This is a genomic window from Streptomyces sp. NPDC127197, from assembly GCF_042672405.1.
GTDB classification, from domain to species: Bacteria; Actinomycetota; Actinomycetes; order Streptomycetales; family Streptomycetaceae; genus Streptomyces; species Streptomyces flavusporus.
Genome location: NZ_JBHXVG010000021.1, coordinates 59,782 through 79,930 on the forward strand (window position 1 = coordinate 59,782; position 20,149 = coordinate 79,930).

A 20,149-nucleotide genomic window follows, 5' to 3' on the forward strand; every position below is an offset into this window, starting at 1 on the left:
TCGCCTTTCGGGTCAAGACCCATAACGCAGCAACAAGGGGTGAAGGTCCGGTGGACCATGGCCGCTCGGGCAGGCCACCGTGGCGGCCGAGATCGTGGCCGACGCACCCGGTGTCGACGCGATCGCGACGGCCGTCGGCGGCGGTGGTCTTGCAGCCGGTACCGCACTCGGGAGTGCCGGGCGCCGCGTCGTCGCCGTCGAACCGGAGCGCTGCCGCTGCCTGCACGACGCGCTCGCCGCGGGAGAGCCGGTGACTCGGCCGTGGACTCCGTCGCCGCCTCCGCGACCGGTGCGAGCCGGGTCGGAGTGGTCCCCTTCAGTGTGCTGGCCGCGCACGACGTGTCGTCCGTGCTGGTCGGCGATGAGGAGATCCTTGAGGCACGCGACCGGCTGTGGGAGGAGTGCCGGATCGCGGTCGAACCGGCTGCGGCCGTCCCGTTCGCCGCGTGGCTGGCCGGCCGGGTTCCCGGAGACCTGCCATGCCTGGTCCTCTGCGGCGCGAACGCCGACTGGACCGCCGAGTGAGGGGACGTTCACGCACCGGGGAGGTACGGGTGGGTGGCGCACCCGGCCGGCGACTGGAGGACGGCCCGGTCACCTGGGTCAGCCGCTAGGAGATGAACTTTCTTCCTGACTGGGCTTGTTCTTAACCTCCGGCCTCGAACGGCGCCTCGATACCTCGGTAGACAAACGCAAGCCAAGCGGCAGCCGTCTGCTTACGGGACCGGCGCCTTGGCTGCGTTACGGCGCTTGCGGCTACGCCTCCCCGAACAGCTCTTCCGCACTGGCGGCGGTGAGCGCCCGGTCGAACCAGGTGCCGAGGGTGTCCAGGTCGGTGCAGCTGGTGATGCGCTCCCGGGCGGCTTCGGGGATGTCGATGCCGCGGAGCTGGAGGATACGGAGGATGTCCTCGGCGCGGCTCTCGGCGCGGCCCTTGGCCTTGCCCTCGGCGATGCCCTTGTTGATGGATTCCTCGATGATTGTGCCGCGGCCCGGGAAGCGGGGGGTGTACGTGGCCATCAGGTGCCTCCAGAATGCGCGGGTCTGGGCGTCGCCCAGGCCGATCTCGGTGTATTCCGCCCAGTCCTGCGCGGTCTCGCCACCGGTGTTGACGAGCGCCGTCGCCAGCGCGTCAAGTATCGCAGGGAGGGCGGGGTCCTTGGCGTGGGTGAGGGCGGAGAAGACGGAGAGGGGGATGTCGTGCGCCGCAACGTCCGGGTCGGTGATTGCCGGGAGGTTGTCCGGGCCCAGGACCAGTGGGAAGACCGCCATGCTGGTGCAGGTGGGCAGGCCGATACGGATCGGTTCCGCGGCCCAGGACGCGGTGGCCTTGTCCTGACACATGACCAGGAGGATCGGTGGCAGTTCGTACTTGGCGTAGAGGTGTGCCAAGTAGTACGTCCAGCTGTTGAGCTTGTCCGGGTCCTTCCTGCCCTGGGACTCCACGGCGAGCAAATAGCTTCCGGCGTCCGCGGTGTCGAACCGGAACAGGGTGTCCACACGGCGTTCCAGCGGCTTGATCTCCGTGAGATCGGTGTCCAGACGCTGGATCGCCATGGGCTCCGGGAAGGCGATGCCGGCCTTCGGGAGGGCCCGGGCGAGCAGGCCCGGGTCCTCCCTGAAGATCTGGTGCAACGCCTCGTGTGCTGAGCTGACCATGTGACGGAACGTAGTGGGACGCGTGCGTTCCGGCGGGTGAACGGAGCAGGTTCAGCCGTACGGGTGACTTTGCCTGTGGTCTATGCCGAGGCCGCTGGGTGTTCAGCCCGCCAGCCCCAACTCCCGCGCGATCAGCATCCGCTGCACCTCGCTCGTTCCCTCCCCGATCTCCAGGATCTTGGAGTCGCGCCACATACGGGCCACCGGGTACTCGTTCATGAAGCCGTAGCCGCCGTGGATCTGGGTGGCGTCGCGGGCGTTGTCGACGGCGATCGTGGAGGAGTAGAGCTTCGCCAGGGCCGCCTCCTTCTTGAAGGGTTCGCCGGACACCAGGCGGGACGCCGCGTCGCGCCAGGCCAGGCGGGCCGTGTGGGCCTTCATCTCCATGTCGGCGATCTTGAACTGGATGGCCTGGTTGGCGCCGATCGGGCGGCCGAAGGCGTGGCGTTCCTTCGCGTAGGTCACCGACTCGTCCACACAGCCCTGCGCCAGGCCGGTGGCGAGGGCCGCGATGGCGATCCGGCCCTCGTCGAGGATGCGCAGGAACTGGGCGTAGCCGCGGCCCGGTTCGCCCAGCAGGTTCGCCGCGGGCACCCGGACGTCGGCGAAGGACAGCTCCCGGGTGTCCGAGGCGTTCCAGCCGACCTTCGAGTACGGGGCCGCGACCGTGAAGCCAGGGGTGCCGGACGGGACGATGATCGCCGAGATCTGCGGCTTGCCGTCGGGCTCCCGGCCCGTCACCGCCGTCACTGTCACCAGACCCGTTATGTCCGTACCCGAGTTGGTGATGAAGCACTTGGTGCCGTTGATCACCCATTCGTTCGTCGACTCGTCCAGCCGGGCCGTCGTACGGGTCGCGCCCGCATCCGAGCCGCCGTCGGGTTCCGTCAGACCGAAGGCGCCCAGGATCTCGCCCGTGCACAGACGGGGGAGCCACTGCCGCTTCTGCTCCTCGCTGCCGTAGCGGAAGATCGGCATCGCGCCCAGCGAGACACCCGCCTCCAGGGTGATGGCCACCGACGAGTCGACACGGGCCAGTTCCTCCAGCGCGACGCCCAGGGCGAGATAGTCGCCGCCCATGCCGCCGTACTCCTCCGGGAACGGCAGCCCGAACAGGCCCATGCGGGCCATCTCGCGGACGATCCCGTACGGGAACTCGTGCCGCTCGTAGTAGTCGCCGATCTTGGGGGCGACCACATCGTGTGCGAACTCCTCGACGGTGCGGCGGAGTTCTTCCAGCTCGGGTGAGAGTCGGTGGTCCATGGTGCGTCACTGCTCCTGGTGGGAGAGGGCTCGTACGGTGCGGGACGGGCTGGGTCGGCCCAGGTGGTCGGCCATCCACACGCTGGTGGCGGTGAGGCGGCCGAGGTCGACGCCGGTGTCGATGCCGAGGCCCTGCAGCATCCACACGAGGTCTTCCGTGGCGAGGTTGCCGGTGGCGGACTTGGCGTACGGGCAGCCGCCGAGGCCGCCCGCGGAGGCGTCGACGGTGGTCACGCCGTGCTGGAGGGCGGCCAGGGTGTTGGCCAGGGCCTGGCCGTAGGTGTCGTGGAAGTGCACGCCGATCGCCGAGGTCGGCACGCCCTCCTCGTTCAGCTGGGACAGCAGGTCCTGTACGTGCGCCGCCGTCGCCACGCCGATCGTGTCGCCCAGGCTCAGCTCGTCGCAGCCCATGTCCATCAGCGCCTTGCTGACCCGTACGACCTGGTGGATGGGGACCGGGCCCTCCCACGGGTCGCCGAAGCACATGGACAGATAGCCGCGGACGTGCACCTTCTCGGCCTTCGCCCGCGCGACCACCGGCGCGAACATGGCCAGCGCCTCGTCGACCGTGCGGTTGAGGTTGGCCTTCGCGAAGGATTCCGTGGCACTGGCGAAGACGGCGATACGGGTCGCGTTCAGCGCCAACGCCCGGTCGAGTCCGCGGGCGTTCGGCACGAGGACCGGGAGCTCGACCGGCACATCCCGGACGAGCGGGAACAGCTGCTCCGCATCCGCCAGTTGGGGCACCCACTGGGGATGGACGAAGCTCGTGGCCTCGATGGTGGTCAGGCCCGCGTCCGCCAGGCGGCGGATGAACTCCGCCTTCACCTCCGTCGGGACGGCGCCCTTCTCGTTCTGCAGTCCGTCGCGGGCGCCGACCTCGTGGATCCGCACCCGGGCGGGCAGGTCCGGGGCCGGTACGACCATGGGGAGGCCCAGTTCCGGGGTGCTCATGGCGTCTCCTCCGCTGCAGGGGCGATGACCGCCAGCACCTGGTCCATGGCGACCGTCGTGCCGGGCGTGACGTCGAGTTCGGTGACGGTGCCGGCGTGCGGGGCGGAGATGACGTGCTCCATCTTCATCGCCTCTACCACCAGCAGGCTCTGACCGGCGCTCACCTCGTCACCGACGGCGACCTTCACCACCGTCACCGTCCCCGGCATGGGGGCGGTGAGCGAGTCGGCGCCGGAGTGGGCGGCGCGGATGAGGGATGCAGCGACCGGGTCGTGGTCGCGTACGTGCCAGGCGTCGCCGTCGCGGCCCAACCAGTCGGCGGCGCGGTGGAAGGTGTGGCGTACGCCGTCGAGGGCGACGGAGACCTGGTCCTCGGCGACGATGTGGGTGCCGCGCGGGACGTACTCCACGGGCTCGGAGACCCGCAGATGGAAGCCGACGGGCTTCGGTGCGCCGCCCAGGCGCCAGCCGCTCGGGACCGAGAACGGGTCCTCCCAGCCCTGTGCGCGAGGCTTCAGCGCATCGAGACGTACGGCCGCCGCCGCCTCGTACACCTCCTCCGGCACCTCCGTCGAGATCAGCCCCTCGACCTCCCGCTCGACCAGCCCGGTGTCCAGGTCGCCGCTGACGACCGCCGGATGGGCCAGCAGCCGCCGCAGGAAACCGGCGTTGGTGTGCACGCCCAGCGTGACCGTCTCCGCGAGGGCGGCACGGAGCTTCCGCAGCGCGGTCGCGCGGTCCGGCCCGTACGCGATCACCTTGGACAGCATCGGGTCGTACAGGCTGCCGACTTCCGTGCCCTCGCTCAGCCCGGAATCCGTACGGACACCGTCGCCCTGCGGTTCGCGCAGCCTCAGCACCGTGCCGCCGGACGGCAGGAAGCCGCGGGTGGGGTCCTCGGCGCAGATCCGGGCCTCTATGGCGTGGCCGGTGAGCCGGATGTCGTCCTGTGCGTACGGCAGTCGTTCGCCCGCCGCGACCCGCAGCTGCCACTCCACCAGGTCCAGGCCCGTGACCAGCTCGGTGACCGGGTGCTCCACCTGGAGGCGGGTGTTCATCTCCATGAAGTAGTACGACGACGGGTCGACGCCCGGGACGATGAACTCGACCGTGCCCGCGCCGACATAGCCGCAGGAGCGTGCCGCCTGGACCGCCGCTTCACCCATCGCCGCGCGCGTGGCCTCGTCCAGGAGCACGCTCGGCGCCTCTTCGATGATCTTCTGGTGCCGCCGCTGCAACGAGCACTCGCGCTCGCCCAGGTGGACGACGTTGCCGTGGCCGTCGGCCAGGACCTGGATCTCGATGTGCCGGGGCCGGTCGATCCAGCGCTCCACGAGGAGGGTGTCGTCGCCGAAGGATGCCGCGGCCTCGCGCCGGGCCGCCGCGATCTCCTCGTCCAGCCGGCTCAGGTCCCGCACCAGGCGCATGCCCTTGCCGCCGCCGCCCGCGCTCGGCTTGAGCAGCACGGGTGCGCCCAGCTCGCGGGCCGCCTGGGCCAGTTCGGGGTCGCGGCCGCCGGGGACGACCGGCACGCCGGCCGCCTTCACCGTCTCCTTGGCGCGGATCTTGTCGCCCATGAGGGCGATGGCGTCGGCGGGCGGTCCGATGAACACCAGCCCGGCGTCCGCGCAGGCGCGCGCGAAGCCGGCGTTCTCGGCGAGGAAGCCGTAGCCGGGGTGGACGGCCTGGGCGCCGGTCCGAGCCGCCGCCTGAAGGATCCGCTCCACCGACAGATAGCTCTCGGCCGCCGGCGCCGGACCGATCCGTACCGCCGTGTCGGCCTCGCGCACATGGCGGGCGTCGGCGTCGGCGTCGGAGAAGACGGCGACGGAGCGTACGCCGAGCGAGCGCAGCGTACGGATGACACGGACGGCGATCTCGCCGCGGTTGGCCACAAGAACGGTGTCGAACATCGGTCCCCTCACATCCGGAAGACGCCGAACTGGGGCTCGCCCAGGGGCGCGTTGGCGCACGCGGTCAGGGCCAGGCCGACCACCTGCCGGGTCTCCAGGGGGTCGATCACCCCGTCGTCCCAGAGGCGGGCCGTCGCGTAGTAGGCATTCCCCTGACGCTCGTACTGCGCACGGATCGGGGCCTTGAAGGCCTCTTCCTCCTCGGCGGGCCAGGACTCCCCGCGCCCCTCGATCTGGTCCCGCTTGACCGTGGCCAGCACGGAGGCGGCCTGCTCGCCGCCCATCACGGAGATCTTGGCGTTCGGCCACATCCACAGGAAGCGGGGGGAGTAGGCCCGGCCGCACATGGAGTAGTTGCCCGCGCCGTACGAGCCGCCGACCACCACCGTCAGCTTCGGTACGCGCGTACAGGCGACGGCCGTGACCATCTTGGCGCCGTGCTTGGCGATGCCCCCGGCCTCGTAGTCCCTGCCCACCATGAACCCGGAGATGTTCTGCAGGAACAGCAGCGGGATCCCGCGCTGGTCGCACAGCTCGATGAAGTGGGCGCCCTTCTGCGCGGACTCGGAGAAGAGGATGCCGTTGTTGGCGACGATGCCGACCGGGTGGCCGTGGATCCGGGCGAAACCGGTGACGAGGGTCTGCCCGAACTCGGCCTTGAACTCGGCGAAACGGGAGCCGTCCACCACGCGCGCGATGATCTCGCGTACGTCGTAGGGGGTGCGGGGGTCGGCCGGCACCGCGCCGTACAGCCCGTACGGGTCCACCTTCGGTTCGACGGCCGGCTGCACCTCCCAGGGCAGCTCCCCGCGCGCGGGGAGGGTGGAGACGATCGTGCGCACGATCCGCAGGGCGTGCGCGTCGTCCTCCGCGAGGTGGTCGGTGACACCGGACACACGCGCGTGCACCTCGCCGCCGCCGAGCTCCTCGGCGGTCACGACCTCACCGGTGGCCGCCTTCACCAGTGGGGGGCCGCCCAGGAAGATGGTCCCCTGGTTCCGGACGATCACGGCCTCGTCGCTCATCGCGGGAACGTACGCCCCACCGGCCGTGCACGACCCCAGCACCGCGGCAATCTGCGGGATGCCGGCGCCGGACATCCGCGCCTGGTTGTAGAAGATCCGCCCGAAGTGCTCACGGTCCGGAAAGACCTCGTCCTGCATGGGCAGGAAGGCGCCGCCGGAGTCGACCAGATACACACACGGCAGGCGGTTCTCGTACGCCACCTCCTGTGCCCGCAGATGCTTCTTCACCGTCATCGGGTAGTACGTCCCGCCCTTGACGGTGGCGTCATTGGCGACGATCACACACTCCCGGCCGCTCACCCGCCCGATCCCGGCGATCACGCCGGCCGCGGGGGCCTGGTCGTCGTACATCCCGTCGGCCGCCAGCGGGGCCAGCTCCAGGAACGGCGAACCCGGGTCCAGGAGGGTGTCGACGCGGTCGCGCGGCAGCAGCTTGCCGCGCGCCGTGTGCCGGGCGCGGGCCTTCTCGCCGCCGCCGAGCCGGGCGGCGGCCAGCTTGGCACGCAGCTCGGCGACGAGGGCGCGGTGCGCCTCCTCGTTGGCGCGCCAGGCCTGCGACGCGGGATCTGCCGCGCTGTGCAGCTCCGGTGCCTGAAGCATCCTGCGGTCCCCTCACCTTGTTAATGAGCGTTAACGCATTTCCTTCAGGTTAACGAGCGCTAACCTCCCTGTCTAGAATTGAGTCCATGGCCACCAGAACCGACGCCCCCACCCGCCGCGAGCAGATCCTCAAGGAGGCCGCCCGGCTCTTCGCCGAGCGCGGCTTCCACGGCGTCGGGGTCGACGAGATAGGCGCCGCGGTCGGGATCAGCGGCCCCGGCCTCTACCGGCACTTCGCGGGCAAGGACGCGATGCTCGCCGAGCTGCTCGTCGGCATCAGCGGTCAGCTGCTGACCGGCGGGAAGCGCAGGGTCGCCGAGGCGGACGGGAACCCCGAGGCGGTCCTCGACTCGCTCATCGAGGGCCATATCGACTTCGCGCTCGACGACCGCCCGCTCATCACCCTGCACGACCGTGAGCTGGACCGCCTCCGGGACAGCGACCGCAAGCTGGTCCGCCAGCTCCAGCGGCAGTACGTCGAACTGTGGGTGGAGGTGGTCCGCGAGCTCTACCCGAGCCTGTCCGAACCGACGGCCCGCTCGGCCGTCCACTCGGTCTTCGGCCTCCTGAACTCGACACCGCACCTGGGCAGGCCCGGCTCGCTCCCGGGGCGGGGGGCCACGGCGGAGCTGCTGCACCGGATGGCGCGGGGGGCGTTCGCGGCGGCGGGGGAGTAGCGCCGGGCAGGGCGTGACGAGCGTTACGGGGGGCTCACTCTGGACGCGGGTTCGTACTCGCCGGTACGGTTGAGTGAGCAAGCGCTTAGACATGTACCCGTGTGGAGGTGGCGGCGGTGCGCCGTACGGTGTTCAACGAGGATCACGAGGCGTTCCGGGAGACCTTGCGCGCCTTCATCGAGGCCGAGGTCGTACCGGTGTACGACGAGTGGTTCGCCGCGGGGCAGGCGCCGCGCGAGTTCTACTACAAGCTCGCCGAGCTGGGTGTCTTCGGCATCCGTGTGGACGAGGAGTACGGCGGCGCCGGCATCGACTCGTACAAGTTCGAGGCCGTGCTCTACGAGGAGACCGCCCGCGCGGGCGTGACCTTCGGCGGCTCCGGCGTGCACGTGCTGCTCGGTCTGCCATACATCAAGATGCTCGCCACCGACGAGCAGAAGAAGCGGTTCCTGCCGAAGTTCGTCTCCGGTGAGGAGATGTGGGCGATCGCGATGACCGAGCCGGGCACCGGCTCCGACCTCGCGGGCATGAAGACCACCGCCAAGCTGAGCGAGGACGGCACGCACTACGTCCTCAACGGCGCCAAGACCTTCATCACCGGTGGCGTCCACGCCGACCGCATGATCGTCTGCGCCCGCACCGCCGCGCCCACCGCCGAGGACCGCCGCCACGGCATATCCCTCTTCGTCGTGGACACCAAGGCCGAGGGCTACTCCGTCGGCCGCAAGCTCGACAAGCTCGGGCTCAGGACCTCCGACACCGCCGAGCTGGCGTTCGTCGACGTCAAGGTGCCCGTCGAGGACCTGCTCGGCGAGGAGAACAAGGGCTTCTACTACCTCGGCCACAACCTGGCCTCCGAGCGCTGGGGCATCGCCTACGGCGCGTACGCGCAGGCCAAGGCCGCTGTCCGGTTCGCCAAGCAGTACGTGCAGGAGCGGACCGTCTTCGGCAAGCCGGTCGCCCACTTCCAGAACACCAAGTTCGAGCTGGCCGCCTGCCAGGCCGAGGTGGACGCGGCCGAGGCCGTCGCCGACCGCGCCACGGAGGCCCTCGACGCCGGTGAACTGACCCCGGCCGAGGCTGCCAGCGCCAAGCTGTTCTGCACCGAGGTCGCGCACCGCGTCATCGACCGCTGCCTCCAGCTCCACGGTGGCTACGGCTTCATGAACGAGTACCCGATCGCCCGCCTGTACGCGGACAACCGCGTCAACCGCATCTACGGCGGCACCAGCGAGATCATGAAGACGATCATCGCAAAGGACATGGGCCTGTAAGGTTCCGGAAATTACTGGCCAGTAGAAAAGTGGCCATGAACCAGGCACTTCAGTCTCTCCTCGATCTGCTCGATCTGGAGCAGATCGAGGAGAACATCTTTCGCGGCCAGTCCCGGTCCGCCGTCGTCCCGCGCGTCTTCGGCGGACAGGTCGCGGCCCAGGCGCTCGTCGCCGCGGGACGTACGGTCCCCGAGGACCGGCCCCCGCACTCCCTGCACGCGTACTTCCTGCGCACCGGCGATCCCGGCGCGCCCATCGTCTACACCGTCGACCGCATGAACGACGGTCGCTCCTTCACCACCCGCCGGGTCGTCGCGATCCAGCACGGGCAGCCGATCTTCGCCCTCTCCGCGTCCTTCCAGAAGTACGAGGAAGGCTTCGAGCACCAGGCCCCGATGCCCCCGGCCCCCGACCCCGTCACGCTCCCCACCTCCGAGGAACGGCTGAGCGGGTACGGCCACATCGACCCGCAGGTGGTCGAGAAGTTCCTCGAGGCGCGCGCCGCCGTCGACCTGCGCTACGTCGATGAGCCGCCGTACGGGCAGTTCGGCGAGCCACGCGAGCCGCACTCGCAGGTCTGGTTCCGTGCCAACGGCAAGCTCGCCGACGACCCCCTCCTGCACATCGTCCTCGCCACGTACGTCTCCGACATGACGCTCCTCGACTCCGTGCTGCTCGCGCACGGCCGCGGCGGCTGGGCCGTCGGTGACGTGGTCGGGGCCTCGCTGGACCACGCGATGTGGTTCCACCGCCCGTTCCGCGCCGACGAGTGGCTCCTGTACGACCAGGAGTCCCCGTCGGCGTACGGCGGCCGGGGCCTCGGCCAGGCCCGCATCTACACCCAGGACGGCCGCCTCGCCATCTCGGTGATCCAGGAAGGTGTCGTGCGGGCACCCAGGGCTAGGTGAGCCCCGCCTCCGACAGCAGATACGCCGTCATCGGGTCGTAGTACCGGGGGCTGACCACATGGTCGTCGAGGGGGACCGTCACCTGGACGGTCCCCTCCGCCTCCGCGAGGAACAGCGCCGGATCGTTGCTGTCGGCGTAGCCGACGGAGTCGATGCCGTGCTGGCCGGCGTAGCCCGCCCAGCCGTGGTCGGCGACGACCAGGTCGGGCAGGGCGCGGCCGTCGCGTTCCATGGCGGTGAGGATGGCCTTCATCGGCTCGCCCGAGTGGGTGTGCCACAGGGTCGCGCCGTGCTCCAGCACCGCCACGTCCGCGAACTGCATGACGTAGCCCTCGTCCGTCTGCAGCCCGTCCGGGATCACCACGATCTCGCAGCCGGCGGCGCGCAGTGCGGCGGCCGTGGCGCGGTGCACGTCGAGCAGGCCGCCGGGGTGGCCGGTGGCGAACAGCACCCGCTGCTTGCTGTCCGCCGCCTTGCGCAGCCGCGCCGCGAGCCGTTCCAGGGCAGCCACGGTGAGCTCGGGGTCGATGGTGTCCTGGCCGTACCGGTACTCGGGGTCGTCGTTCACGCCGACCCGCTCGGCCATCACCGCGAGCACGTCCTGCTCGTCGGTCCAGCGGTCGCCGAGCTCCAGGCCGAGCCAGAAGTTGCGGACGCCGTTCGACAGTTGACGGTAGTGGGAGAGGTTGTTCTCACGCGGGGTGGCGACGTCGCCCGCGATACGGGTCTTCACAAGGTGCTCGACGAGCTCGGCGCGGCTGGGTGTCCCGGGTATCGGCATGGCTCCCATTGTGAGGCACGTCCCTGTGCCAGTCCCCGACGTCCCGCACGCTGGGACGTGGGTCACTTACCGCAGTTCACACCTGCCGCAGCGCGAACCACAGCTCCATCCGTACGTCCGGATCGTCCAGGTCCGCCTCCAACAGCGCCGCGCACCGGGCGATGCGCTGCCGCACGGTGTTGCGGTGCACCAACAGGGCCACCGCCGTGCGGTCCCAACTGCCGTGCAGGGACAGCCAGGTGCGCAGCGTCTCGGTCAGGGCCGGGGTGGTGGTGATGGGGGCGAGAAGGGTACGGGCGTGGGCTTCTGCCTCGGCCGGAGGGACCAGGCCCGTCAGGCCGGGGCGGGTGTCGTGGCGGAGCAGGGCGGCGCGGGTGGCGCGGGCGCGGGCCAGGGCGCGGGCGGCCTGGGCGTCGGCGGCGGGCCAGTCGTGCGGGGCGACGGGGGCGCTGACGCCGAGGGTCCAGCCGGGGTGCGGGGCGGGTTCGCGGTCCGCCGGCAGCAGGATCCGTACGACGTCCCTGGCCAGGTCGACCAGCGGCGAACCCAGCGCCGCGCCCAGTGCGGAGGCGGCCACCTGGTCGGGAGCGTGTGCGTCCGGCCGGGCGTGCACGACCAGCCACCGCTCCCCGCCGAGCAGCGGCGCGACCGTCTCCGGCTCGGCGCCCAGCAGCAGCCGTACCAGCGCCGACGACCTGGCCGCTCCCGTACCGCTCTGCTGCTCGCCGGTGAGGAGGGAGAGCAGCACGGCGGCGACCGAGGCGATGGCGTGAGCGCCGGGTTCGCGGTGGGGCGCGGCGACACCGAGGACGAAACCCTGGCCGGCACCGAGGGCGTAGGCGGCGAGGTGGGTGCCGGCGACGGTGTCGGTGGCCGAGGTGGGGGTGGCCCGGCCGGTCGTGGTGGCCGAGGCGGGGGTGGCGCGGCCGGTCGCGGCGGCCGGGGGCGTGGTGCGGGCCGGGGCCGAGTGGCCACCTGCCGTTGCCGGCGGGCTTCCCGGCGCCTTGCCCGGCGTCGCGCGCATGCCGTCCGGACGTACCACCGCCGCCAGCTCCGCCAGCGCCCCGCGCACCCCGTCCCCCGGAGCCCGGCCCGCCTCGGCGATCCGGGACCCCTCCGGCCCGTACAGCACCGCCCACCCGCCGATCCGCTGGGCCAGCTGTCGCAGTACCGACGCCACGGGGTCCGGGCGGGACGCCGCCGCGGCCAGGCTCTGCTGGGCCTCGGTGACGCGGCGCAGTTCGGCGAGCCGGGCCTGGGCCATCAGCTGCCAGACCGCGCGGGCCACGCCGGAGAAGGTGGTCTGCGGCGGGACCTCGAGGAGCGGCAGCTCGTAGGTGTCGCAGGCCGCGACCAGCGCCCGCGGCACCGTGTCGTGCACGGGCGCCAGCCCGAAGCCGAGCGCCGCGCCGCCCGCCGCGACGATCCGGGAGACGTAGTCGTCGAAGTACGTCCCCGAGCCCGCCGCCTCCGGGATGTGCACGCCGGCCGTGAGCAGCAGCTCGCCGCCCAGGAGGTACGGATACGGGTCCGACATCTCCGAGGTGTGCGCCCAGTGGATGACGATGCCGGGACCGGACGGCCCGGCGATCTGGCGCAGGGCCAAGTCGTCGCGGGCCAGGAGTGAAGCGAGGGGCACGGGTGGCGTGGGGGGAACCGCTGGGTCCGGCATGGTGTGCGTTCCCTCCATCCCGTTCGGTCCGGATGGATGAAACGTACACTTCGCAGTCGCTTTCCGGCCACCTAGTGTCGGTCCGGACCAGTGGCCGCGGGTACGGGCGGATGTCCCCGCGAGGAGCCACCGCACACCCCATCTGCACGACACGCCACCGAGAGCGCGTGAAGGAGGCCCCCATGGCCGTCGACTACATCGTGATCGTCGTCTATCTGGCCGGCATGCTGGCCATGGGCTGGTGGGGCATGCGCCGCGCCAAGTCGAAGAGCGAGTTCCTGGTCGCGGGCCGCCGCCTCGGCCCGTCCATGTACTCCGGCACCATGGCGGCGATCGTCCTCGGCGGCGCGTCCACCATCGGCGGCGTCGGGCTCGGCTACCAGTACGGGCTGTCCGGCGCGTGGATGGTGTTCACCATCGGCCTCGGCCTGCTCGCGCTGAGCATCTTCTTCTCCGCCCGTATCGCCCGCCTGAAGGTCTACACCGTCTCTGAAATGCTGGATCTCAGATACGGCGGCCGGGCCGGCGTGATCTCGGGCGTGGTCATGTGGGCGTACACCCTCATGCTCGCCGTGACGTCGACCATCGCGTACGCCACGATCTTCGACGTCCTCTTCGACATCAACCGCACCCTCGCGATCATCCTGGGCGGCTCGATCGTCGTCGCGTACTCCACGCTCGGCGGCATGTGGTCGATCACGCTGACCGACATGGTGCAGTTCGTGGTCAAGACGATCGGCGTCCTGCTGCTCCTGCTGCCCATCGCGGTCGTCAAGGCCGGCGGCTTCAGCGAGATGAAGGCGCAGCTGCCCACGGAGTACTTCGACCCGCTGGGCATCGGCGGCGAGACGATCTTCACCTACGTGCTGATCTACACGTTCGGCATGCTCATCGGGCAGGACATCTGGCAGCGCGTCTTCACCGCGCGCAGCGACACGACGGCCAAGTGGGGCGGCACGGTCGCCGGCACTTACTGCCTGGTGTACGCCCTCGCCGGCGCCGTCATCGGCACCGCGGCCAAGGTCCTCTACCCCAACCTGGCCAGCGCCGACGACGCCTTCGCCACCATCGTCAAGGACGAACTCCCCGTCGGCGTGCGCGGGCTGGTGCTGGCCGCCGCGCTCGCCGCCGTGATGTCGACGTCCTCCGGCGCCCTCATCGCCTGCGCCACCGTCGCCAACAACGACATCTGGTCGCGGCTGCGGGGCATCGTCCGACCGGACGGCGAGCACGACGAGGTCAAGGGCAACCGCGCCTTCATCCTCCTCATGGGCCTCGCCGTGATCGGCACGGCGATCGCGCTCAACGACGTCGTCGAGGCGCTGACGGTGGCGTACAACCTGCTCGTCGGCGGGCTGCTCGTACCGATCCTCGGCGGGCTGCTGTGGAAGCGCGGCACCGCCCAGGGCGCCCTCGCCTCGGTCGCCGTCGGCGGCCTCGCGGTGATCGTGCTGATGGCGACCTTCGGCATCCTCGCCAACGAGCCCGTCTACTACGGCCTGCTGTCCTCGCTGGCCGCGTACCTGATCGTCTCCCTGGCCACGCCCGCCACCGACGAGGCCGTCCTCGCCGCCTGGCGCGAACGACTGGCCGGGCGGGCACCCGAACCCGTGGCCGAGGCGGTCCCGGCACACCAGTAGAGTCGTATGGCAGTAGTACATAGCTGTACATACGCGACAAAGCGTAAGAAAGAAGGCAGTTCCCGATGAGCAGCAACGAGACGCCCCGCGGCCCCGTCGACTCGTCCCGCATCCCGCGGTACGCCGGTCCCGCGACCTTCGCCCGGCTGCCGCGCCTCGACGAGGTCGGCCGCGCCGACGTCGCCGTGGTCGGCGTGCCGTTCGACTCGGGTGTCTCCTACCGGCCGGGCGCCCGCTTCGGCGGCAACGCGATCCGCGAGGCGTCCCGGCTGCTGCGCCCCTACAACCCGGCGCAGGACGCCTCCCCGTTCGCCCTCGCCCAGGTCGCCGACGGCGGCGACATCGCCGTCAACCCGTTCAACATCAACGAGGCCGTGGAGACCGTCGAGGCGGCGGCGGACGAGTTGCTGGGGACGGGGGCGCGTCTGATGACCCTCGGCGGAGACCACACCATCGCGCTGCCGCTGCTGCGCTCGGTGGCGAAGAAGCACGGCCCCGTCGCCCTGCTGCACTTCGACGCCCACCTCGACACCTGGGACACGTACTTCGGCGCCGAGTACACGCACGGGACTCCCTTCCGGCGTGCCGTGGAGGAGGGCATCCTCGACACGTCGGCGCTGTCGCACGTCGGTACGCGCGGCCCGCTGTACGGCAAGCAGGACCTGGACGACGACGCCAAGATGGGCTTCGGCATCGTCACGTCGGCGGATGTGATGCGGCGCGGCGTCGACGAGATCGCCGACCAGCTGCGCCAGCGCATCGGCGACCGCCCGCTGTACATCTCCATCGACATCGACTGCCTCGACCCGGCGCACGCGCCCGGCACCGGCACCCCCGAGGCCGGCGGCATGACCTCCCGCGAACTCCTCGAGATCCTGCGCGGGCTGGCATCCTGCAACCTGGTCTCGGCGGACGTCGTCGAGGTGGCCCCCGCCTACGACCACGCCGAGATCACGTCGGTGGCGGCCTCCCACACGGCGTACGAACTGACCACGATCATGTCCCGTCAGATTGCTGAGGCGCGCTCGAAGTGACCCACGACCACGACCTGGTACTCCGCCCGACCGCGGCCCAGACGGAGGCCGCGCTGAACCCTCCCCCCGGCCGCAACGGCGGAGACCTGGTCGTGGAGACGCTGGCCGGGCTCGGCGCGACGACCGTCTTCGGCCTGCCCGGCCAGCACGCGCTGGGCATGTTCGACGCGCTGCGCCGCTCGGATCTGCGGTACATCGGTCTGCGGGTGGAGAACAACGCCGGGTTCGCGGCGGACGCGTACGGCCGCATCACCGGTGAGGCGGCGCCGCTGCTGCTGTCGACGGGGCCGGGCGCGCTGACCTCGCTGGCCGCGCTCCAGGAGGCGGCGGCTGCCTCGGCCCCCGTGCTGGCGATCAGCAGCCAGATCCCGACGGCGGGGCTGGGCGGCGGCCGACACGGCTATCTGCACGAACTGCCCGACCAGGCGGCCTCGTTCCGGGGCGTGGTGAAGTCCGTCCACACCGTTCGCACCCAGTCGCAGATCCCGTCCGCCGTCGAGGCGGCCTGGAAGTCGGCGCTGACGGCCCCGCACGGGCCGGTGTGGGTGGAGATCCCGCAGGACGTACTGCTGGCCGAGACGGCGATCCCGGTGGTGACGGGCGGCGACGCCTTCCCCGAGGAGCTGTCCCCGCGCCCCGAACTGACCGCTGTGGCAGCCGACCTGCTGTCCCGTGCGCAACGTCCGGCGATCATCGCGGGTGGGGGAGTGGTACGGGCGGACGCCTCGGGCAAGCTGAAGCAGCTGGCGGAGAGGCTCCAGGCACCGGTCGTCACGACCCCCGGCGGCAAGGGCGCGTTCCCCTGGACGCACCCGCTGTCGCTCCAGTCCTGGATCGAGGACCGGTACACCACGGACTTCCTGGAGGACGCGGACGTACTCCTGGTGGTCGGCTCGGGCCTCGGCGAACTGTCCTCCAACTACCACACGTTCAAGCCCCGCGGCCGGGTCATCCAGATCGAGGCGGACCTCGGGAAGCTGGAGTCCAACCACCCGGCGCTGGGTATCCACGCGGACGCGCGCCTCGCTCTGCAGGCGCTGCTGGAGACGGTTTCGGTGCGGGAGGACGACACGGCCCCGGAGCGGGTACGGGACCTGCTGTCCCGTGTGGGTGAGCGCATCGCCGCCCAGGAACTCACCCTGGAACAGGACGTGTTGGCGTCGGTCCGCCGGGCGCTCCCGCCGCAGTCGCCGTCCTTCTGGGACATGACGATCCTCGCGTACTGGGCCTGGTCGGCCTTCGACCCCAAGGCCCCCAACACCATGCACTCCGCCCAGGGCGCGGGCGGCCTCGGCTACGGCTTCCCGGCGGCCCTGGGCGCGGCCGCCGCCGACCCCACCCGCCCGGTGCTGGCGGTGTCGGGTGACGGCGGCGCGCTCTACTCGATCGCCGAGCTGGCGACGGCCCGCCAGTACGACCTGAACGTCACCTGGCTGATCGTCGACGACGGCGGCTACGGCATCCTGCGCGAGTACATGACGGACGCCTTCGGCCAGGCCACGGCGACGGAGCTGACCCGCCCCGACTACGTCGCACTGGCCGAGTCCTTCGGCGTCCCGGGCGTCCGCACGACCCCCGAAACACTGGAGCAGGACCTGGCGAAGGCGCTGGCGTCACCCGGACCGTCGGTGGTCGTCCTCCCGGCGGTACTGCGGATGTTCGCACCGACGCACCTGGGCTGACGCGCGCTAACAGGCGCCCGGACCGACCCCGTCGATACGTCCGCCGAAGTCGCCGAGGTAGCGCGAGCGCCAGTCGCCGTTGAAGACGTCGCGCTTCTCGACCGGGCTCCAGTTGATGAAGCAGGCGCGGGTGCTCGCGACGGCCGAGCCGACGTGGTCGTGCAGGCTGGGCGGCATGTCGCGATAGCCGCTGCGCGCGGTCCACTCCCAGTAGCTGCCGCGGAAGCCCTCGCCGCTCCAGAAGCACACCGACCCGTCCGGGCAGGCGGGCGGGGCGGCGGCTTCGGCCGCGCCGGCACCGTGGGACGGCAGGACGAGGGCGGTCAGGGCGAGGGCGGCGGCGACGGACCAGGAACGAAGCTTCATGGCACTCCTCGGGAACTCCGGTGCGCCCCGGCGGAGTTGCCGAGGCACTGCCATGCTCCCGGCGAGGCGGGTCGGCTTGCCCGGGTTTGTCGCCTACACCACCTCTTGGAGCGAAACCGAAGCTCGACGAGGTGATCTTCCCGGCGGAGCAGGCGCCGGTGCGCGGGCGCGCGGGCCCCGTGGCACCGGCGCCCGCGGGTCACCAGATCGCCTCGACCCACTCCGGGTGGTCGATGAACGGGTTGCGGTTGCCCTGGTAGGTGTCGTAGATGAGCTCGTTGCGGCGCTCCTCGAAGGCGTCCGGCGGGTCCTCGTCGTTCCAGGCCTTCAGGACCGAGAGACGGCCGTGGTACGGGACGCCACCGTTGGTGACGGCATCGTTGGGCTCCAGGTCGGGCCAGCTGTCGTCGCCCTCGTAGCGGACGGCCATGTAGAGGATCATGCGGGCCACGTCGCCCTTGACGGCGTCGCGGGGCTCGAAGGAGTTGGAGTCGGTCAGGCTGCCGCCGCTGTTGGTGAACGAACTGCCGCCGTTGTCGAAGTCCTTGTTGCCGCGGATGGAGTTGACCTGCACGTCCTCGGGACGCAGATGGTGCAGGTCGGTGCCGGGGCCGGCGGAGGTGCCGAAGTCGCCGTGGGACTGGGCCCACACGTGCTCGCGGTTCCAGTTGCCGGTGCTGCCGCCGTTGAGGGACTTGCTGCGGGAGATGCCGGAGTACAGCAGGATCACATTGCTGCTGTTGTTCGGGTCCTGGTCGGTGACCTTCAGGGCGTTCCAGACGGCCGAGTACGAGATCGTAGTCTGTTCGCTGATGATCGTGTGCAGCGAGTCCTTCAGGGCTGTGCCGGTCTTGCCGATCGCGTCCTGGTAGTACGTGTCATCGTAGGCGGTGGTCGTCGCAGCGGCCGGGGTCGCGGTGAGCGCCGGGGTGGTGAGGCCGACCAGGACGGCGGCGGTGGTCAGCGCCACTGACTTCCAGCTGCGTATGCGTGTCGCCAGCATGTGGGGTGTCCCATCTACGCGGGTTGAATGAGGCGGCAAACGGGAGAGTGGCATGCACATGTCGGCGGCGTCGAGGGTCGGTACGTGTCCATTGGGTGACGGGAATCGGCAAATCGCCTCTTATTTACGCGAGTTGACGCGCCGACCGGCACCAGGGCGAGTGGGATTCAGGCCTTGGCGCGGAAGGTCTTCCTGAGGAGTTCGCCGAACTCGGCGGGGTGCGTGGTCAGGCCGGTGTGCCCGCCTGGGAAGTGCTGGAGTTCCGTGCCGAGACGCTCGGCCAGGAAAGCGGCCGGACGGTAGGGCAGCTCGCCGCGTGAGTCCTGGCCGCAGGCGAGCACGAGTCGGCCCGACAGCGCCTCCAGCCGGTGGACGTCCGGGGCATAGGACATGAAGCTGGGCACGATGCGTCCGACGAAGTACGGCAGGTTGGCCATCGTCTGCTCGGCCCGCGCCGCGGCTTGGGGCGGAAGCTTGATCTCGGCCTTCGGCTCGGTGGTGTCGCCGTCTTTCTTCAGACCCGCAGCGAACATGGCCATCGCCGGCATGAGCCCTTGAGCGTGGAACGTCTCCTGCACGCGCGCGATGAGCGCGCGGTGTTCGGAGGCGTCGGGCAGGACCTCCACCGCCGGCGGCTCGTGCGCCACGACGCATGCGATGCGTTCGGGATGGGTGATGAGCAGGTGCAGGGCGGCGATCGCGCCGGAGCTGGCGCCGAACACCCGGGCGGGCTCACCGGGCGAGAGCAGTTCCAGCATTCGGAACGCGTCATCGGCGTGCTCGGCCACTCGCTGCTCGGCCTCGGGGTCGTCCAGTGTGCTTCGGGACATGCCGCGCGGGTCGTAGCTCGCGACGGTGTATTCAGCGGCCAGGTCGTCGGCAATGCCGTCGAAGGAGGTCGCGCCGCCCGTCCCGCCGGGGATCAGCAGCAGGAGCGGGCCCTGGCCGCGTACTTCGTAGTGCAGGGTAGCGCCGTTCACGCGCAGGCTGCCGATGGTCGGGTCGGTCATGCGGAGTCTCCTTCTCGGGAGGTGGGCCAGTGCTCCAGCACGGTGTGCAGGGCGTCGAGGGCGCGGCTCCAGGACTGCTGCGGAGAACGCTCGTGCGCGAAGCCGCCCGCGGCCTCCAAGGCGACGAACCCGTGGAACGTGCTGCGCAGCAACCGGACCGCGTCGGTCAGGTCGGGCTCGGCCAGTCGGTAGCCGCGCAGCATGCCGTAGGTCAGCTCGACCGCACGCCGTGGTCCGGGCGCTTCGGCGGCCAGCTCAGGGTCGATCTGGATCGGGGTCTGCGTCGCCATGTAGCGGCCCGGATGCTGGTGGGCGTAGTCCCGCCAGGCGTTCGCAAACGCGACCAGCGCGTCCTTGCCCGCCCGCCCGGCGGTCGCCTCCGCGATACGGATGGTCTTTTCGTCCGCCGCCAACAGCGCGATCCGTCCGCGCAGATCCTCCAGGCTGCGGACGTGCGTGTAGAGGCTCGCATCCTTCACGCCGAGCCGCCGCGCCACCTGCGACATGGTCACCTGCTCGAGCCCGACCTCGTCCGCCAGTTCGGCGCCCGCGATCGTCACCCGCTCCGCTGTCAGTCCGGCCCGCACCATGTGCCCTCCTCAGGTCTCCTAGGGCCTCTAACTACAACCTAGGGACCCTAGGAAAGCCTAGCGGGGCGCATTCACGCAGGTGCTGCTGTTGCACATGA

18 protein-coding genes and 1 pseudogene are annotated in these 20,149 nt (G+C 70.8%); 8 read left to right on the forward strand and 11 right to left on the reverse strand.

Features of this window, described 5'->3' with window-relative positions:
• Window positions 1-94 precede the first annotated feature (94 nt).
• Both ACFVJQ_RS28530 and ACFVJQ_RS28535 read left to right on the forward strand, forming a co-directional pair.
• Window positions 95-214: pseudogene (locus ACFVJQ_RS28530) on the forward strand (threonine/serine dehydratase); the annotation flags it as partial.
• A gap of 47 nt (window positions 215-261) precedes the next feature.
• Window positions 262-525 (forward strand): hypothetical protein, encoded by a 264-nt coding sequence (locus ACFVJQ_RS28535; RefSeq protein WP_385788380.1) that lies wholly within the window; start codon window positions 262-264, stop codon window positions 523-525.
• 231 nt (window positions 526-756) lie between these two features.
• Here the strand turns inward: ACFVJQ_RS28535 and ACFVJQ_RS28540 are convergent, their stop codons facing one another.
• The 5 genes from ACFVJQ_RS28540 to ACFVJQ_RS28560 all read right to left on the reverse strand — a co-directional run bounded on the left by ACFVJQ_RS28540 (window position 757) and on the right by ACFVJQ_RS28560 (window position 7,414).
• The gene (locus ACFVJQ_RS28540; RefSeq protein WP_385510186.1) at window positions 757-1,659 is read right to left on the reverse strand and encodes a hypothetical protein; all 903 of its coding nucleotides are present in this window, start codon (window positions 1,657-1,659) and stop codon (window positions 757-759) included.
• Window positions 1,660-1,761: 102 nt separating this feature from the next.
• On the reverse strand, window positions 1,762-2,922 hold the full coding sequence (locus ACFVJQ_RS28545; protein WP_385510187.1) for an acyl-CoA dehydrogenase family protein: 1,161 nt from the start codon (window positions 2,920-2,922) through the stop codon (window positions 1,762-1,764).
• A 6-nt stretch (window positions 2,923-2,928) separates the two neighbouring features.
• Window positions 2,929-3,876 carry a hydroxymethylglutaryl-CoA lyase gene (locus ACFVJQ_RS28550; protein ID WP_385510188.1) on the reverse strand — a complete coding sequence of 316 codons (948 nt, stop codon included), beginning with the start codon at window positions 3,874-3,876 and terminating at the stop codon, window positions 2,929-2,931.
• The gene (locus ACFVJQ_RS28555) at window positions 3,873-5,789 is read right to left on the reverse strand and encodes an acetyl/propionyl/methylcrotonyl-CoA carboxylase subunit alpha (protein ID WP_385788188.1); all 1,917 of its coding nucleotides are present in this window, start codon (window positions 5,787-5,789) and stop codon (window positions 3,873-3,875) included. Before ACFVJQ_RS28555 ends, ACFVJQ_RS28550 begins: the two co-directional genes overlap by 4 nt.
• Before the next feature lie 8 nt (window positions 5,790-5,797).
• Complete coding sequence (locus ACFVJQ_RS28560) at window positions 5,798-7,414, reverse strand: carboxyl transferase domain-containing protein (protein WP_385510191.1); 1,617 nt, start codon at window positions 7,412-7,414, stop codon at window positions 5,798-5,800.
• 86 nt (window positions 7,415-7,500) lie between these two features.
• On the opposite strand from ACFVJQ_RS28560, the gene ACFVJQ_RS28565 reads away from it, so the two are divergent.
• From ACFVJQ_RS28565 to ACFVJQ_RS28575, 3 genes are all read left to right on the forward strand, one after another.
• Window positions 7,501-8,091 carry a TetR/AcrR family transcriptional regulator gene (locus tag ACFVJQ_RS28565; RefSeq protein WP_385510192.1) on the forward strand — a complete coding sequence of 197 codons (591 nt, stop codon included), beginning with the start codon at window positions 7,501-7,503 and terminating at the stop codon, window positions 8,089-8,091.
• A 116-nt stretch (window positions 8,092-8,207) separates the two neighbouring features.
• Entirely contained in the window at window positions 8,208-9,365 is a 1,158-nt protein-coding gene (locus tag ACFVJQ_RS28570) for an acyl-CoA dehydrogenase family protein (RefSeq protein WP_385510193.1), read from the forward strand.
• 35 nt (window positions 9,366-9,400) lie between these two features.
• Window positions 9,401-10,273: an acyl-CoA thioesterase gene (locus ACFVJQ_RS28575; protein ID WP_385510194.1), complete on the forward strand. Its 873-nt coding sequence runs from the start codon at window positions 9,401-9,403 to the stop codon at window positions 10,271-10,273.
• Here ACFVJQ_RS28575 and ACFVJQ_RS28580 read toward each other — a convergent pair.
• Window positions 10,266-11,054, reverse strand: coding sequence for a phosphatase (locus ACFVJQ_RS28580; RefSeq protein WP_385510195.1), 789 nt, complete (start codon window positions 11,052-11,054; stop codon window positions 10,266-10,268). The genes ACFVJQ_RS28575 and ACFVJQ_RS28580 overlap by 8 nt on opposite strands.
• 76 nt (window positions 11,055-11,130) lie before the next feature.
• Window positions 11,131-12,726, reverse strand: a complete 1,596-nt coding sequence (locus ACFVJQ_RS28585) for a PucR family transcriptional regulator ligand-binding domain-containing protein (protein ID WP_385510196.1) — start codon at window positions 12,724-12,726, stop codon at window positions 11,131-11,133.
• A gap of 182 nt (window positions 12,727-12,908) precedes the next feature.
• On the opposite strand from ACFVJQ_RS28585, the gene ACFVJQ_RS28590 reads away from it, so the two are divergent.
• From ACFVJQ_RS28590 to ACFVJQ_RS28600, 3 genes are all read left to right on the forward strand, one after another.
• A complete protein-coding gene (locus ACFVJQ_RS28590; RefSeq protein ID WP_385510197.1) occupies window positions 12,909-14,366 on the forward strand; it encodes a sodium:solute symporter in 1,458 nt (485 codons plus the stop codon).
• 65 nt (window positions 14,367-14,431) lie between these two features.
• Window positions 14,432-15,400: an agmatinase gene (gene speB / locus ACFVJQ_RS28595; protein WP_385261177.1), complete on the forward strand. Its 969-nt coding sequence runs from the start codon at window positions 14,432-14,434 to the stop codon at window positions 15,398-15,400.
• On the forward strand, window positions 15,397-17,082 hold the full coding sequence (locus ACFVJQ_RS28600; RefSeq protein ID WP_385510200.1) for a thiamine pyrophosphate-binding protein: 1,686 nt from the start codon (window positions 15,397-15,399) through the stop codon (window positions 17,080-17,082). Before speB ends, ACFVJQ_RS28600 begins: the two co-directional genes overlap by 4 nt.
• Window positions 17,083-17,088: 6 nt before the next feature.
• Here the strand turns inward: ACFVJQ_RS28600 and ACFVJQ_RS28605 are convergent, their stop codons facing one another.
• The 4 genes from ACFVJQ_RS28605 to ACFVJQ_RS28620 form a co-directional block, all read right to left on the reverse strand.
• Window positions 17,089-17,448 (reverse strand): peptidase inhibitor family I36 protein, encoded by a 360-nt coding sequence (locus ACFVJQ_RS28605; protein WP_385788196.1) that lies wholly within the window; start codon window positions 17,446-17,448, stop codon window positions 17,089-17,091.
• Between the two features lie 199 nt (window positions 17,449-17,647).
• Window positions 17,648-18,451 carry an endonuclease I family protein gene (locus ACFVJQ_RS28610; RefSeq protein ID WP_385788199.1) on the reverse strand — a complete coding sequence of 268 codons (804 nt, stop codon included), beginning with the start codon at window positions 18,449-18,451 and terminating at the stop codon, window positions 17,648-17,650.
• 167 nt (window positions 18,452-18,618) lie between these two features.
• Window positions 18,619-19,461 carry an alpha/beta fold hydrolase gene (locus ACFVJQ_RS28615; RefSeq protein WP_385510203.1) on the reverse strand — a complete coding sequence of 281 codons (843 nt, stop codon included), beginning with the start codon at window positions 19,459-19,461 and terminating at the stop codon, window positions 18,619-18,621.
• A complete protein-coding gene (locus ACFVJQ_RS28620) occupies window positions 19,458-20,051 on the reverse strand; it encodes a TetR/AcrR family transcriptional regulator (RefSeq protein WP_385510204.1) in 594 nt (197 codons plus the stop codon). Before ACFVJQ_RS28620 ends, ACFVJQ_RS28615 begins: the two co-directional genes overlap by 4 nt.
• Between the last annotated feature and the right edge of the window lie 98 nt (window positions 20,052-20,149).